The following is a 13175-nucleotide window of genomic DNA, read 5'->3' as shown; positions in this document are numbered from 1 at the left end:
CCGACAAGCCAATCAGCACAGGTTCCGCGGCATTGCAGGATCAATGCATCGGATTCGTTCCATGGATTACAAGAGCGCTGGAGTTGACGTTGAGGCCGGGCGCGCGTTCGTGCAACGCATCAAGGCGTCTGTGGAAGCCACCCACCGACCGGAGGTCATTGGCGGCCTTGGCGGTTTTGGCGGGCTGATGCGTCTTCCAGCTGGATTGCGCAAGCCTCTGCTGGTCTCAGGCACCGATGGCGTCGGAACCAAACTGGAGCTGGCCCAGGAGCATGGCAGCCATCACGGCGTGGGCATCGACCTGGTGGCGATGTGCGTCAACGACGTGATCACCTCAGGAGCCGCGCCGCTCTTCTTCCTGGATTACATGGCCACCGGGGCCTTAGCGCCATCGGCAATGGCCGAGGTCGTTGAAGGAATCGCCGATGGCTGCAGGCAGAGCGGCTGCGCCCTACTCGGCGGCGAAACGGCAGAGATGCCGGGGTTTTACCCGCAGGGGCGCTACGACCTCGCCGGCTTTTGTGTGGCCGTCGTCGAAGAAGACGAGCTCATTGACGGCCAGCGCATCCAACCTGGCGACAGAGTGATCGGTGTAGCCAGCAGCGGCGTGCACAGCAACGGCTTCAGCCTGGTGCGCAAGGTGCTGGAGAAGGCCAACGCCAATGCGAACACCCTCTATGGCGACGACCAGCGCCCTCTCATCGGCGACCTGCTGGCGCCGACAACCCTGTATGCCGACCTGGTGCAGCACCTGCTGCAGAGCGGATGCGAGCTCCACGGCATGGCCCATATCACCGGCGGAGGACTCCCGGAAAACCTGCCGCGCTGCCTGCCGGATGGCTGCTCTGCGCGCATCGACGCCTCCAGCTGGACAAGACCACCCCTGTTCCGATGGCTGCAGGAGGCCGGAGACATTCCCGAAAGAGACCTTTGGCACACGTTCAACCTCGGCATCGGTTTCTGCCTGGTGGTGCCGGCTGGGAGCGAGGCCGCTGTGATCGAGCATTGCCGCGACAAGAACCATCGGGCTTGGGTGATTGGCAACGTGACTTCCAACACCCCAGGCAGCGCGGCTGTTCTGGACGGTGTTCCCGCCTGATTACGTCAGTTTCAGACGGGTTTGATGCAGTCGAGCACCGCCTCAGAAGGGATCGAATAAACTGCTCTCAAGCACATCGGAACCTTTTCCGATAGCGGCGTCAATACATCTTTTTTTTCAATGCCTTTTGATAAGCCCCAGCGCATTACGCGCCGTCGATCGTCTGCAGGTCCTGTTCCTCCAAGGCGTCCTTTGCCTTCAGGCCAGGACAGGCAACAGGGCTACAGGCAGGGTCCACGACCAACTTTTCTCACGCTCCGGGATCACGGCAAGGTGTTCGTGGCCGATATGCCCCACCTTTCGGATGGGCAGCTTGCTCACATCGGCAAGGAAGCCCAGGAGGTTTTGGAAAGCCTCGAACGGCGGATTCAAGACATGGAGCAGGAGCTCAGTCACGGTCCTCAGGAGCGCGACACCCTGATCAAGGCGTCCACCAAGCGCGATGTCACGCGCAGGTTCATCCGCGCCATTCAGGACGAGCAGGAGCATCGCCAGAACAACCCCGCTCTGAGGAGCGCTGCTGGCGAATCGCTTCCGCGCACCTTTCTGGAGGTCGCCCGGCATCGACTGCCTGGGGCAACCTTCGATTCCTTGCTGCAGGAAGCCCTCGCCGCCTGTGCCAAGCAACAGGACACTGCCCCAGCCCCCACTCGCCTGGAACCCTCGCAAGACAAAATCGTTCCTATTCGCAATGACGGCGACAGCCTCCCGGTGGTGGTGAGTCCAGCCCCTGAATCCGCCTCGGAGGCCTGAGCACAACACTCAGCGGCTCTGGAAGGGATTGGCTGGCATCCGATCGCTGCAATGGAGCCGGGCCGCATCCAACCGCTGAAACTCCTGCGGTGACAACGACCACTGCAGCGCAGCGGCGACATCCCTGGCCTGCTCTGGAGTTCGCAGCCCCGGGATCGGCGTTGTGCCGAGAGATCTGCACCAGTTCAAAGCGACTTGAACCATCGATGCCCCGCGATCGATCGCGATGGCCTGCATCGCACTGCGCAACTCAAGACTTGCCGGAAGCAGGCGCTGGAACAGGCGTTGTCTCAACCAGGTGACAGGACGCCTCTCCTCAGACCCGGGAGCACAACCCAGCACGCCGAAAGCCAGAGGGCTATAAGCCAACACCTCCACGCCAAGCTCCCTGCTGACGGCAACCAACTCGCGCAGCTGATCATCCGCAGGTGCCAAGAGCGAGCACTGCACCTGAACGCTGCGCAGGGAAACGCCCCGCTCCAAAAGACGGCGATGGATCAACAGCAGGCGTTGGGGGCCCAGGTTGGACAGGCCCAACTCCTCAACCCGGCCAGACAGAACAAGATCAGCCAAGCCATCAAGAAGGCCTGTCTCCTGCCAGGGCGCGTAGCGCGCTGTGCTCCAGTGCAGCTGCACCCGCCGAAGCTGCCCCTTAAGCCGCGTTCGACTGGCCTCAAAGGCGGCATCAAAGCCCCTACGCCCCCATCGCCAGGGGAATGGGGCCAACTTCGTGGCCACCGTCAACTGGGATCGACGAAGGGATGGCAACTCGGCCATGAAGTCTCCAAGCAACGCTTCACTGCGTCCACTCAGGCTCCCCGTTCCATAGGAATCCGCCGTGTCGATCAAGTTGAGCCCAGAGCTGAGGGCCTGACGAAACGTGGCACGAAGTCGAGCGTCGTCCCGCTGGGCGTCGTATCCCCAAACCGCCTTGTTGCCCCAGGCCCAGGTGCCGAAACCGATGCCGTTCAACGGGGCGATGCTGCTGCCAGCCATGATCGCCACCAGCCCATCCCGTTGCGTCATGACCGCATCCCCCACGCAGGAACCTGCGCGATCGACCGATCAAGCCGTGGAGGGATCGACTGCGGACGCGGAACGCATCCTCTGCAACCACTGCCGCAGAACCGCCAGCAATGGCATTCGCTGCCTGGGCATGTGCGTTGCCGACAGCGATTACTGATGATTCATCTCTGGATGGCGCCACTGCTGCTCTCCGCACCGGCAACGGCCAGTCCAGCCCAGGCTTTTGGCCGTCTGGAGCACAGGCCTGCGCATTGCCGCATCGTCGTCGGTGGGCGTTCTTTGGCCTGCGAGCGCTTGCAGATCAGCGCGAACGGAAGCCGTGGCCTGCGGCTTCGATTCATCGGAGATGATCAAGAAACGGGGGGCAGCTACCAGTTGAGCTTCGTCAGCCTGGATGGAGATCAAGGCAGTCCGCTCAGCTGCGATAACTCAGGCTGCCGCGTGGATTCACGCCGCTGGAGCGCAACCCTGCTCAGCACGTCATGGGTTCGCTTTGATGCCAGAGGCCTCCCCAAGGGCCTTCCTGCAACCCATATGGCCCAGGGGCGTTGCTGGATTGATGCGGACACCGTGAGCTGCGAGAGTCACTCACGCAACGTTGCCGGCATGAGCGCGGAGGCTCAACTGTGATGAGGATTGAAAGGCGGCACCCAGATTCGAACTGGGGATAAAGGATTTGCAATCCTCTGCCTTACCACTTGGCCATGCCGCCGCCCGGGAACAGCTGTCCCCATCAGGGGATCGTATCAGCCATGCCCCTGGCTCTCTGCTGTTTCTCTGCAACGGCCACGGCGAAGACCTGATCACCCTGCGGATCATCCAGGCCGTGCATCGGCGCGCACCGCGACGCCCCCTGACCGTGCTTCCTCTGGTGGGTGCCGGACGGGTGTTTGATGCTGCTGTTCAACAGGGATGGTTGACACGCCTGGGGCCAAAAGCGGCCCTGCCCAGTGGTGGCTTCAGCAACCAAAGCCTGAGAGGTCTGCTGGCAGACGTCAGGGCTGGACTCCCCAGCCTGAGCTGGAGTCAATGGCAGTTGGTACGTCGCCTGGGACATGAGCGCCAACCCATCGTTGCCGTGGGTGATTTGCTGCCACTGCTGATGGCCTGGAGCAGTGGTGCCCCCTTCGGCTTCATCGGCACTCCCAAAAGCGACTACACCTGGCTCAGCGGTCCCGGACGGGCCAAGAGCGACTGCTACCACCGGCTTAAAGGCAGTGAGTGGGATCCATGGGAATGGCGCCTGATGCGCTCGCGCCGTTGTCAGCTGGTGGCGATGCGTGATCGGCTCACAGCCCGAGGCTTGCAACGCAAGGGCGTGAGCGCCCTTGCGCCGGGCAATCCGATGATGGATGGCCTTCAGGTCCAACCGCTGCCATCGGCCCTGGACCGCTGCCGCCGAGTGCTCCTGCTCTGCGGAAGTCGCATGCCGGAGGCCCAGCGCAACCTTCAGCGGTTGGTTCGCAGTGCCATGGCGCTGCCCGGCCGTGTGCCGATGGCACTACTCGTGGCCGTGGGCGCCCAACCCGATGCAGAGGCCCTGAGCGACAGTCTTGAACAACTGGGGTTTCGACGCAGCCTTCCGCCTTCAGACCAACTGGGTGCCGAAGCCTGCTGGGTGAAAGGAGCCTGCCTGTTGCTGATCGGGCGAGGTTGCTTTGACCAATGGGCCGGCTGGGCAGAAGCCGGCATCGCCACCGCCGGAACGGCGACGGAACAACTGGTGGGGCTGGGCATTCCGGCCCTGTCCCTGCCGGGACCAGGACCGCAGTTCAAGCCGGGCTTCGCCCGCCGTCAGAGCCGCCTGCTGGGGGGAGCGGTTCGTCCCTGCCCTGATGAATCCGAGCTCACTAGACGCCTCGAATTCCTCCTGGACGACCCGGCACTCCGCTCCCACCTGGGACGGATCGGCACGCAGAGGATGGGGCCGGCAGGGGGAAGTGATCAGCTGGCACGCCTGATCCTGGATCGCTTCAACGGATACTGAAGATCCCCGGTTGGTTGCGATGGCCGCGATTCAAGACCCCACCCTCGTCAAACTTTGTGCCCAGTTGGCGAGTCGACTGAGCATCAGCCTCGCCAGTGCCCGACGCCAGGTGGAACAAGCCGCGGCCCGAGAAGGTCATCGCGATGTGGAGGGACGGCGAGCCATAGCTGAATCCATGCTGGCCGCCCTCGACAAGGACAACGGTGACCACGCCCGTCAGCTGGACGCGTTGCTCGAGAACAGCGAAGGCGACGGCAACTTCATGCTGGAAGACTGAGCCCCAACCTCAGTGCTCAAAGATCTGGTGAAAGCGCAGCCGATCCAGCTCGGCAACCACCGGAACGCATTGAAAGCAGCGTTGCGCCAGATCCCAGCGCCCTTCCCGCCGCAACATCTGCTCCAGGCGCTCTCGGGCTGGCAGCAGATAGCGCACATCGTTGGCGGCGTAGGCCAACTGGGCATCCGTGAGTTCGTCCACCCGGCCCCAGTCACTGCTCTGGGCGCCCTTGTCCAGCTCAACGCCGACCAATTCCATCACCAGATCCTTGAGGCCATGGCGGGGGGTGTAGGTGCGGCCAAGTCGACTGCCGACCTTGGTGCAGAACACGGGGTTCACGTCGATCCCCAAACCGGCGGCAAGCGCAGCCACATCAAACCGGGCGAAGTGAAACACCTTCTCCACCGTGGGCGCCTCAAACAGGCGCTTGAGATTCGGTGCCTCGGTCTGGCCCAGGCCAATGCGGACGCAGGCCACACGGTCCTCGGCGTCGGCGATCTGAACCAGGCAAAGCCGATCACGCCCATGGATCAACCCCATCGCTTCGGTGTCAACGGCAAGCCGCGGGGACTGCAGGTAGCGCTCCGTCCAAGCTGCATCGAGGTCGCGATCAAAGACGGCGAATTCCGCTGGGGATGACGACTTCTCAGCCATGACTTCAGGAAGGGATAGGGCCAGTTTGGCCAATCACCTCCACAGCAAGTCTCAAGACTCTCCTCTTGAATCTCGAAATAAGATCGCTTTTGATTGGTGAAGTCGTCCCGCGCCTGTGTTCTCTCGCAGAAAGCCTTCGCGCACCTGTCTGGCAGACATCGAGCAGTACTTCCATCAGCCGCCGCCGCAGTTCCTCGATCTCGAGTTAGCTGTCTGCTGGATCCTCGAGTGCTTGCTTAAAGACGACAACTACCCCTCCGGACTCCTGCAGAAACTGATCCGGGAGGAGCCACAACTGCGGCTTTCTGAAACCGTGCTGCAACAGGCCCTCGAGTTCCTTGAGCAACAGGGCTCGATCAGGAGTTACACCCAACGCTGCCCGAGCCGCGGACGGCCGCGGCGCATGCTGCACCTTGAATCAGATGCGCGCGGCGAAGCCGAGCGACTGATGCAGCCCTGGCGCAGCTGGCTGGACTCCCACCGGTTCGCCTTGAACTAAGCGATTCAGCCGGCGCAAGGCTTAAAACGGTTGAACACCACAGGGATGCCATGCCTGCAGGATTTCAATCCACCCTCCTGCTGACTGTTCTGCTGGCGATTGGTCTGGTCTTCTTTCTTCGTGCAGCCAGCAAAGACCGAACCACAGTGGTGGACGTGATGTCCCCCCAACCCCCCATCACCGTGCTTAACGGGCTCAGCACTTGGCTGGAAGAGCGCGGCTGGAGCCGGGATGGCGGCGATGCTGAGCGGCAGGTGCTCCGCTTCAAGGGGAAAGTGGCCTCCAGCCAACCCCTTGCCGTATTGCTCTCAGTGCTGGCGGCCACTGGCTCCGCCTGCTTCGGTCTGGTCCTGCGTCAGCTGGCACCGCAACTGCACTGGTGGCCTCTGCTGCTGATCGGCCTCGGCCCTCTGGCAGGAGCTGTCTACACACGGCGGGCCGCTCGCACAGAAGCCCTTGAACTGCAACTCCTTCCTGCTCCCGAGGGAGACGGCAGCGCCATTCGTCTGCGGGCGCATCGAGACGAATTGATCGCCATCGAACTGGAACTGGCTGAGACCCTGCAACTCGCCAGTGACGGATCCCTGCTCTCCTCCCCCATCTGAACCATGGGTCTGCCGGGCTGGATGCGACGGCGTCGCGTTGCCTCAGGGCTTGCCATCGCAGGCCTGTCACTGGCAACCCTGGCGATGACCAAGGCTGCGGAACAGCACAACTGGCTTGGCAAAGCCGAGCCCAGCAACGAACCAGCAGAGCAACCTGCACCGAAACAGCCAGCCCCCTGTCCTGAGCCCGCCACGCCAGATCCCCTGCTCGGCCCACGCACAAAAAAACCCGGGAGCTGGGTTGGCAGAAGCCCTGTGCAAAGCAACCTGCCAATCGTCGTCATGGCAGGACACGCCGACTCCCAGGGCACCGCCAGTCCAGGAACACCTGGTTATGCCGTGGATCAGCAGAAGCGACCGCCGATGCAACCGGGCATTCGCGATGAGCTGTTCTGGAACCGCGAAGTCCAGGCCGCTGTGGTGAGCCAAGGGCAGGCCCGTGGCTTGAACATCCGCGCCTACACCCCGCCGTCCATCAGCATCGCGAACGATGACGACCCCAGCACCAACTGGTCGAAGGCCAAGGTCTTTTCGGAGCGTGGTGAATACGTCCTGGAGATCCATTTCGATGCCTACCGGCCCCACGGCTTCGGCTCCGGCCTGATTCCGGTGCTCCCAAATGTGCGTGAACTGAATGTCGTCGATGAAAGCCTGGCCCAGGCATTCGGGCGCTACCCACGCCTGTTCCGCGGAGGCCTTGGCGGTCCGCGGCGCGGCATCGGAATTCTTGAAATCGCCATGCTTGAGCCCCCTCTCGAGACAAAACTGAGGGATCCACGCTCAAGGGAGCACACGGTGAATTGCCTGGCCGAGCGCGTGGTGAGCGCGCTCGTTCAAGGCGTCAGTTAGCTGATCGCTCCATGGGGGCGGCAGCGCTCATCCAGCGAGGCATCACCGAGCCAGTCCTGCGGCTTGGTGAACAGTTCGGTCAGCAGGGCCTCCCGAGATCCAGCCTCGGCGGTGTAGCCGTACTCCCAACGCACCAGCGGGGGCAGAGACATCAGGATCGACTCCGTCCGTCCATTGGTCTGCAGGCCGAAGATCGTGCCGCGATCCCACACCAGATTGAACTCCACATAACGGCCCCGGCGATAGAGCTGAAAGTCCCGTTCGCGATCGCCGTAGGCCATCGGGTGGCGCTTCTCCACGATGGGGGCATAGGCGGGCAAGAAGGCTCTGCCATTGGCCTGCCCCAAGGAGAACAGCTGCTCCCAGCTCAGCGGCCGAGCTCCCAAACGGGCTGACATCTGAGCCGCAGGCCCAGAGGGATCCTGACCCTTGTAGAGGGTGCCGTTGGCGTCTTGGTAGTCGTAAAAGATGCCGCCAACGCCGCGGGTTTCACCACGGTGCTTCAAATAGAAATATTCATCGCACCAGGGCTTGAACACCTTGTGCAGATCCGGGTGAACCGAATCACAAGCCGCCTGATGGGTGCGATGGAAATGGCGGGCGTCGTCGAGGAAGGGGTAGTAGGGAGTGAGGTCGGCACCGCCGCCGAACCACCACACCGGGCCAGCCTCGAAATAGCGGTAATTGAGGTGAACCGTCGGGATGTAGGGGTTGCGCGGATGCAGAACCATCGAGGTTCCCGTGGCGAACCAGGGATGCCCCTTGGCCTCAGGACGCTGTTTGAGGATCGACGGGGGCAGTTCTTCGCCTTGAACCTCGGAGAAATTCACGCCTCCCTGTTCAAAGACGCGGCCCTCACGCATCACCCGGGAGCGCCCCCCACCCCCTTCAGGTCTGACCCAACTCTCTTCAACGAAGCGACCTTCACCGTCGAGGGCTTCCAGGCCCGCACAGATTTCATCCTGCAGCCCCATCACCATCGCTCGGGCCCTCTCTCTGGAATCGCTGGGGGGCAGCTCAAGGGGAGCGTTGCTGACACCCACGTCCTGGCGTCCGAGGACGCGGCGAATCAGGGAGCGGACCATGTGTCAGAGACTGAAGACATCGAAACCTAACCAGGTCACCCCAGGCCTGGACAAGCATCCGTCAGGGACTGTCACGGGCGGCGCCCCTAGGATCCGGCTTGCCTTGATGAAACGGATGACCCCGGTCGAGCAGGCCAACCAAGCCCTCCAGCAAGTCAAAGATGCCGGCAGTGGCAAAACGGCCCTGGAGCTCGGCTGGATCGAACAGATCCGCATCACCCCGCCGCGGGCTGTGTTTCGCCTCAGCCTTCCAGGCTTCGCTCAAAGCCAGCGAGACCGCATCGTGGCCGAAGCACGGGGCGCTCTTATGGCCCTCGATGGCATTGACGACGTGCAGATCGAGATCGGCCAACCGCCAAGCCAAGGGGGCATTGGCCAGGCCGGCCATGGTCAGCCGGCGGAACGCCAGTCGATCCCCGGCGTCCGCCAGGTGATTGCCGTGAGCAGCGGCAAGGGTGGCGTCGGCAAGAGCACTGTCGCGGTCAATCTGGCCTGCGCCCTCGCCCAGATCGGGCTTCGGGTCGGACTTCTGGACGCCGATATCTACGGGCCGAACGCACCAACCATGCTGGGCGTCGCTGACCAAACACCTGAGGTGCAGGGCAGCGGCGATCAGCAGCGCATTGTCCCGATCGAGACCTGCGGCATCGCCATGGTGTCGATGGGTCTGCTGATCGACGATCACCAGCCTGTGATCTGGCGCGGCCCGATGCTCAACGGCATCATTCGGCAGTTCCTGTATCAGGCCGAATGGGGTGAGCGGGACGTTCTCATCGTTGATCTGCCGCCGGGCACCGGTGATGCACAGCTCTCCCTGGCCCAGGCGGTGCCGATGGCGGGCGTTGTGATCGTGACCACCCCACAACAAGTGTCGCTGCAGGATGCGCGACGGGGTCTCGCCATGTTCCGGCAGATGGGCATTCCCGTTTTGGGCGTGGTGGAGAACATGAGCGCCTTCATTCCTCCAGACCGTCCCGACTGCCGCTACGCCCTCTTCGGCAGTGGCGGCGGCGCCCAACTGGCCGCGGACTACGACGTTCCCCTGCTGGCTCAGATCCCCATGGAAATGCCCGTGCAGGAAGGCGGTGACACGGGACGCCCGATCGTGATCAACCGCAGCGACTCCGCCAGCGCCGCCGAGTTCAAGGGCCTTGCTGACGCGGTACTCCAGGCCGTCACCCAGACCGTCTGACGATGTTCAGCCGACGTGACCGCCGCAGATCGCACCGGGAGTGGGTGCTCTGGGGTGTTCCGCTCGGAATGATCGCCATCGCCGGGGTGCTGATCGCCAGCACCCAACGCCAGGCGGACTATGCCGACTGGTATCACCACTGGATCACCGCGGCCTTCGGAGTGCTGCTGGCGCTTGGACTGGAACGGCTGCCGCTGCAGCGTCTCCGGCCTCTTTTGGTTCCCGTCTACGCCCTCACGGTGATCAGCCTGGTGGCAGTGCGCGTGATTGGAACCACAGCGCTGGGCGCCCAACGCTGGATCAGCATTGGCGGGGTTCATGTTCAGCCATCGGAATTCGCAAAGATCGCGGCGATCCTGCTCGTGGCAGCAGTCCTGTCGCGACACCCGGTGGAACGACCGGTTGATCTGATGCGCCCGCTCGGCGTGATTGCAGTGCCTTGGCTGTTGGTGTTCATCCAGCCTGATCTCGGCACATCGCTTGTGTTCGGCGCCCTGATGCTCACGATGCTCTATTGGTCTGGGATGCCGGTCGAGTGGGTGATTCTCTTGTTATCACCGTTGGTAACGGCCCTGCTCTCAGGCCTTCTTCCCTGGGCCATGGCCCTCTGGATCCCATTAATGGGAGTTCTCGCGTACCGCTCCCTGCCCTGGAAACGTCTGGCAGCCACAGCAACCCTGGCCATGCACGGCGCCATGGCTGCTGTGACGCCATGGCTCTGGATGCATGGTTTGAAGGACTATCAACGGGACCGTTTGGTGCTGTTCCTCGACCCCAGTCAGGATCCATTGGGCGGGGGCTATCACCTGCTCCAGAGCACCGTTGGCATCGGTTCAGGCGGCGTCTTGGGGACAGGTCTTCTTCAAGGACAACTGACCAAGCTTCGTTTCATCCCTGAACAGCACACCGATTTCATCTTCAGCGCCCTGGGTGAGGAAACTGGCTTCCTTGGCTGCCTTCTGGTGGTTCTTGGCTTTGCCGCGTTGATGGCACGGTTGCTCCAGATCGCGCGCAATGCCCGCACCGACTTCGAATCACTCGTGGTGATCGGGATCGGCACGATGCTGATGTTCCAGGTGGTAGTCAACATCTTCATGACCATCGGTCTGGGCCCTGTCACAGGAATCCCCCTGCCCTTCCTCAGCTATGGGCGCTCAGCCATGGTGGTGAACTTCATCGCGCTCGGCCTCTGCCTGTCGGTGGTCCGGCAAAGCCGTCGCTCCTTGGCGCACCTCCGTTGACAGGTCCCTCCTTCACCGACCTGCGGCAACGGCTGGCACAGGACGTACCCCAGGGTCGCTGCGATGAGATTGGTGTCCGGCGGCTTTGGTGGGCTGCTCTTGAAACCCTGCAACAGGACCTGCTTGAGCGGGGCCTGGAACGCGGCATCTGGCTGGCTGCCCCCCTGCCAGCTCTCTACGAACCGGAATTACTGAAACATCTGCAGGGATGGGTGTGGGCTCCAGATAAACTGGATCAACTGAGTCCGCATCCAACAGCACTGCCGGGACGGTCCAGCAGCGATGAGCCCGGTTCCCTGCGGGGATTCCAACGCTTGTCCCTGGGCCCCGACGACGGGGATGACCCACTGCTGCTGGTGATCACACCCGAGGTCCAGGTGGCCCTTGCCCTGCATGGGCCGGCTCAGAAGCGGCAGCTGCTGATGCGATGTGACCCAGCAACCCTCAGTGATGTACTGGTGCAGCTGGGGGGGCGGCTGGAGCACCAGTCACCAGCGCAGGCCGAGCAGCTGCGCAAAGCGCTCGAATCGATCGGCTCCTTGCAGAGCAATGCAGCCTGGTCAGAACAGTTCTGGCCACGTCTGACGGAGCGGCTCACCGGCACAGCCCCTGGGCTGATGCTGCAACCCATCCAGGCTGAGCGCCCACCGGAAGCGCCCAGCCATGGAGATCTGAATTTGCTGGAAGCGATCACCCATGAGGTGCGCACCCCGCTGGCCACGATCCGAACACTGATCCGCTCTCTGCTGCGGCGGAAGGATCTGGCTGATGTCGTTGTGAATCGCTTGCGGCAGATCGATGTGGAATGCAGCGAGCAGATCGATCGATTTGGCCTGATCTTCCATGCCGCTGAACTGCAACGGGAGCCCAACGAGGCCAATCTGGCCCGCACAGATTTGGAGGCCATGCTGAGCGCCCTTGCACCCAGCTGGACGGAGCAGCTGAACCGTCGCGGGATCGCCTTGGAGCTGGATCTCAGCGCCGACCTGCCCGCGATCCTCAGTGACTCCCGGCGACTGGAACCGATGCTGGGGGGTCTGATCGACCGCAGCACCAGGGGGCTCCCCTCAGGAAGTCAGCTCACGCTTCACCTCCAGGCAGCGGGTCCGCGGGTGAAGCTTCAGCTGCGCGTGGAGCATCCCGACAGTGGCCAGGCCACGGAGGCCGGCCCGTCTCCCCAGCGCGAGGACGTGGGCACCGTCCTGAGCTGGGATCCCAGCACCGGGAGCCTGCAGTTAAGCCAGGATGCGACCCGCCAGATGATGGCCAGCCTGGGAGGCCGCTATCAGCCCAGGCGCGACCGCGACATCACCGTTTTTTTCCCGGTGCATACGCTCGGAGAGTGATGGGTTTGTTGACGGGTGTGAAGCTTGCTTTCGGAGCTCAAAACAGGCCCCAATGACGGTGCTACTTTCCAGCCATAACGGCTCTTGTGGATTCTTTCAGCCATGGCAGCAACGGCGTTGAACGGTCAACTTCCCCAGCACATCGCCAGCACTGGCGGCCTTCTGAATTCAGCGGAGACTGAAGAGAAATACGCAATCACCTGGACCAGCAAGACAGAGCAAGCTTTTGAGCTGCCCACCGGTGGCTCCGCTCTGATGAACTCAGGCGAGAACCTGATGTATTTCGCTCGCAAGGAACAGTGCCTCGCCCTCGGCACCCAGCTGCGCACGAAATTCAAGCCCCGGATCGAGGACTACAAGATCTACCGGATCTATCCCGGTGGTGACACCGAGTTCCTGCATCCCAAGGATGGCGTGTTCTCCGAAAAGGTGAACGAAGGACGTCCCATGGTGGGCCACAACCCCCGTCGCATTGGCCAGAACGTCAACCCGGCCAACATCAAGTTCAGCGGCCGCAACACCTTCGACGCCTGATCTCTCAAAACCGACACCCGGAGGTCAT

General features: G+C 62.7%; 16 protein-coding genes and 1 tRNA gene. 13 read left to right on the top strand and 4 right to left on the bottom strand.

Annotation, left to right across the window (positions count from 1 at the left end; all coding sequences use genetic code 11):
• The first annotated feature begins 61 nt into the window (after nucleotides 1-61).
• Both purM and SynRS9902_RS02035 read left to right on the top strand, forming a co-directional pair.
• Nucleotides 62-1099, top strand: a complete 1038-nt coding sequence (gene purM, locus SynRS9902_RS02040) for a phosphoribosylformylglycinamidine cyclo-ligase (RefSeq protein ID WP_186509788.1) — start codon at nucleotides 62-64, stop codon at nucleotides 1097-1099.
• Nucleotides 1100-1219: 120 nt separating this feature from the next.
• On the top strand, nucleotides 1220-1852 hold the full coding sequence (locus SynRS9902_RS02035; protein WP_186509787.1) for a histidine phosphotransferase: 633 nt from the start codon (nucleotides 1220-1222) through the stop codon (nucleotides 1850-1852).
• 9 nt (nucleotides 1853-1861) lie between these two features.
• On the opposite strand, the gene SynRS9902_RS02030 is transcribed toward SynRS9902_RS02035, so the two are convergent.
• Nucleotides 1862-2878, bottom strand: a complete 1017-nt coding sequence (locus SynRS9902_RS02030; RefSeq protein ID WP_186509786.1) for an aldo/keto reductase — start codon at nucleotides 2876-2878, stop codon at nucleotides 1862-1864.
• On the opposite strand from SynRS9902_RS02030, the gene SynRS9902_RS02025 reads away from it, so the two are divergent.
• Nucleotides 2877-3035, top strand: coding sequence for a hypothetical protein (locus SynRS9902_RS02025; protein ID WP_186509785.1), 159 nt, complete (start codon nucleotides 2877-2879; stop codon nucleotides 3033-3035). The two genes, SynRS9902_RS02030 and SynRS9902_RS02025, sit on opposite strands and share 2 nt — an antisense overlap.
• 14 nt (nucleotides 3036-3049) lie before the next feature.
• The gene (locus SynRS9902_RS02020) at nucleotides 3050-3508 is read left to right on the top strand and encodes a hypothetical protein (protein ID WP_186509784.1); all 459 of its coding nucleotides are present in this window, start codon (nucleotides 3050-3052) and stop codon (nucleotides 3506-3508) included.
• Nucleotides 3509-3519: 11 nt separating this feature from the next.
• On the opposite strand, the gene SynRS9902_RS02015 is transcribed toward SynRS9902_RS02020, so the two are convergent.
• A tRNA-Cys gene (locus tag SynRS9902_RS02015) sits at nucleotides 3520-3590 on the bottom strand.
• Between the two features lie 54 nt (nucleotides 3591-3644).
• Here SynRS9902_RS02015 and SynRS9902_RS02010 point away from each other — a divergent pair.
• Together SynRS9902_RS02010 and SynRS9902_RS02005 are read left to right on the top strand one after the other, a co-directional pair.
• A complete protein-coding gene (locus tag SynRS9902_RS02010) occupies nucleotides 3645-4865 on the top strand; it encodes a lipid-A-disaccharide synthase-related protein (RefSeq protein ID WP_186510484.1) in 1221 nt (406 codons plus the stop codon).
• 19 nt (nucleotides 4866-4884) lie between these two features.
• Nucleotides 4885-5142 (top strand): hypothetical protein, encoded by a 258-nt coding sequence (locus tag SynRS9902_RS02005; RefSeq protein WP_186509783.1) that lies wholly within the window; start codon nucleotides 4885-4887, stop codon nucleotides 5140-5142.
• Nucleotides 5143-5151: 9 nt separating this feature from the next.
• On the opposite strand, the gene SynRS9902_RS02000 is transcribed toward SynRS9902_RS02005, so the two are convergent.
• Nucleotides 5152-5796 carry a ribonuclease D gene (locus tag SynRS9902_RS02000; protein ID WP_115160574.1) on the bottom strand — a complete coding sequence of 215 codons (645 nt, stop codon included), beginning with the start codon at nucleotides 5794-5796 and terminating at the stop codon, nucleotides 5152-5154.
• Between the two features lie 115 nt (nucleotides 5797-5911).
• On the opposite strand from SynRS9902_RS02000, the gene SynRS9902_RS01995 reads away from it, so the two are divergent.
• From SynRS9902_RS01995 to SynRS9902_RS01985, 3 genes are read left to right on the top strand one after another with little or no spacing between them, the layout of a single operon-like run.
• Nucleotides 5912-6295, top strand: coding sequence for a helix-turn-helix transcriptional regulator (locus tag SynRS9902_RS01995; protein ID WP_186509782.1), 384 nt, complete (start codon nucleotides 5912-5914; stop codon nucleotides 6293-6295).
• Nucleotides 6296-6345: 50 nt separating this feature from the next.
• Nucleotides 6346-6900: a cofactor assembly of complex C subunit B gene (locus SynRS9902_RS01990; protein WP_186509781.1), complete on the top strand. Its 555-nt coding sequence runs from the start codon at nucleotides 6346-6348 to the stop codon at nucleotides 6898-6900.
• A gap of 3 nt (nucleotides 6901-6903) precedes the next feature.
• Nucleotides 6904-7749, top strand: coding sequence for an N-acetylmuramoyl-L-alanine amidase (locus tag SynRS9902_RS01985; RefSeq protein WP_186509780.1), 846 nt, complete (start codon nucleotides 6904-6906; stop codon nucleotides 7747-7749).
• Here SynRS9902_RS01985 and hemF read toward each other — a convergent pair.
• Nucleotides 7746-8834: an oxygen-dependent coproporphyrinogen oxidase gene (gene hemF / locus SynRS9902_RS01980; protein WP_186509779.1), complete on the bottom strand. Its 1089-nt coding sequence runs from the start codon at nucleotides 8832-8834 to the stop codon at nucleotides 7746-7748. The genes SynRS9902_RS01985 and hemF overlap by 4 nt on opposite strands.
• Nucleotides 8835-8949: 115 nt before the next feature.
• Between hemF and SynRS9902_RS01975 the strand changes: the two genes are divergently transcribed.
• The 4 genes from SynRS9902_RS01975 (at nucleotide 8950) to SynRS9902_RS01960 (ending at nucleotide 13147) form a co-directional block, all read left to right on the top strand.
• Nucleotides 8950-10026 (top strand): Mrp/NBP35 family ATP-binding protein, encoded by a 1077-nt coding sequence (locus tag SynRS9902_RS01975; protein ID WP_186509778.1) that lies wholly within the window; start codon nucleotides 8950-8952, stop codon nucleotides 10024-10026.
• Between the two features lie 2 nt (nucleotides 10027-10028).
• A complete protein-coding gene (gene rodA / locus SynRS9902_RS01970) occupies nucleotides 10029-11267 on the top strand; it encodes a rod shape-determining protein RodA (RefSeq protein ID WP_186509777.1) in 1239 nt (412 codons plus the stop codon).
• Entirely contained in the window at nucleotides 11264-12613 is a 1350-nt protein-coding gene (locus tag SynRS9902_RS01965) for a sensor histidine kinase KdpD (protein ID WP_186509776.1), read from the top strand. The genes rodA and SynRS9902_RS01965 overlap by 4 nt, the downstream gene beginning before the upstream one ends.
• A 102-nt stretch (nucleotides 12614-12715) precedes the next feature.
• A complete protein-coding gene (locus SynRS9902_RS01960) occupies nucleotides 12716-13147 on the top strand; it encodes a photosystem I reaction center subunit II PsaD (protein ID WP_186509775.1) in 432 nt (143 codons plus the stop codon).
• Nucleotides 13148-13175 lie beyond the last annotated feature (28 nt).

This window comes from Synechococcus sp. RS9902, from assembly GCF_014279635.1.
Lineage (GTDB): Bacteria > Cyanobacteriota > Cyanobacteriia > PCC-6307 > Cyanobiaceae > Parasynechococcus.
Note: the sequence above shows the minus strand (reverse complement) of the source record. Positions and strands in the feature narration are given on the sequence as shown.

Bases quoted from the DNA above. Each gene is read 5' to 3' on its own strand.
- purM (WP_186509788.1), top strand. From the start codon at position 62: ATGGATTACAAGAGCGCTGGAGTTGACGTTGAGGCCGGGCGCGCGTTC.
- SynRS9902_RS02035 (WP_186509787.1), top strand. From the start codon at position 1,220: ATGCCTTTTGATAAGCCCCAGCGCATTACGCGCCGTCGATCGTCTGCA.
- SynRS9902_RS02025 (WP_186509785.1), top strand. From the start codon at position 2,877: ATGACCGCATCCCCCACGCAGGAACCTGCGCGATCGACCGATCAAGCC.
- SynRS9902_RS02030 (WP_186509786.1), bottom strand. From the start codon at position 2,878: ATGACGCAACGGGATGGGCTGGTGGCGATCATGGCTGGCAGCAGCATC.
- SynRS9902_RS02020 (WP_186509784.1), top strand. From the start codon at position 3,050: ATGGCGCCACTGCTGCTCTCCGCACCGGCAACGGCCAGTCCAGCCCAG.
- SynRS9902_RS02005 (WP_186509783.1), top strand. From the start codon at position 4,885: ATGGCCGCGATTCAAGACCCCACCCTCGTCAAACTTTGTGCCCAGTTG.
- SynRS9902_RS02000 (WP_115160574.1), bottom strand. From the start codon at position 5,796: ATGGCTGAGAAGTCGTCATCCCCAGCGGAATTCGCCGTCTTTGATCGC.
- SynRS9902_RS01990 (WP_186509781.1), top strand. From the start codon at position 6,346: ATGCCTGCAGGATTTCAATCCACCCTCCTGCTGACTGTTCTGCTGGCG.
- SynRS9902_RS01985 (WP_186509780.1), top strand. From the start codon at position 6,904: ATGGGTCTGCCGGGCTGGATGCGACGGCGTCGCGTTGCCTCAGGGCTT.
- hemF (WP_186509779.1), bottom strand. From the start codon at position 8,834: ATGGTCCGCTCCCTGATTCGCCGCGTCCTCGGACGCCAGGACGTGGGT.
- SynRS9902_RS01975 (WP_186509778.1), top strand. From the start codon at position 8,950: ATGACCCCGGTCGAGCAGGCCAACCAAGCCCTCCAGCAAGTCAAAGAT.
- rodA (WP_186509777.1), top strand. From the start codon at position 10,029: ATGTTCAGCCGACGTGACCGCCGCAGATCGCACCGGGAGTGGGTGCTC.
- SynRS9902_RS01960 (WP_186509775.1), top strand. From the start codon at position 12,716: ATGGCAGCAACGGCGTTGAACGGTCAACTTCCCCAGCACATCGCCAGC.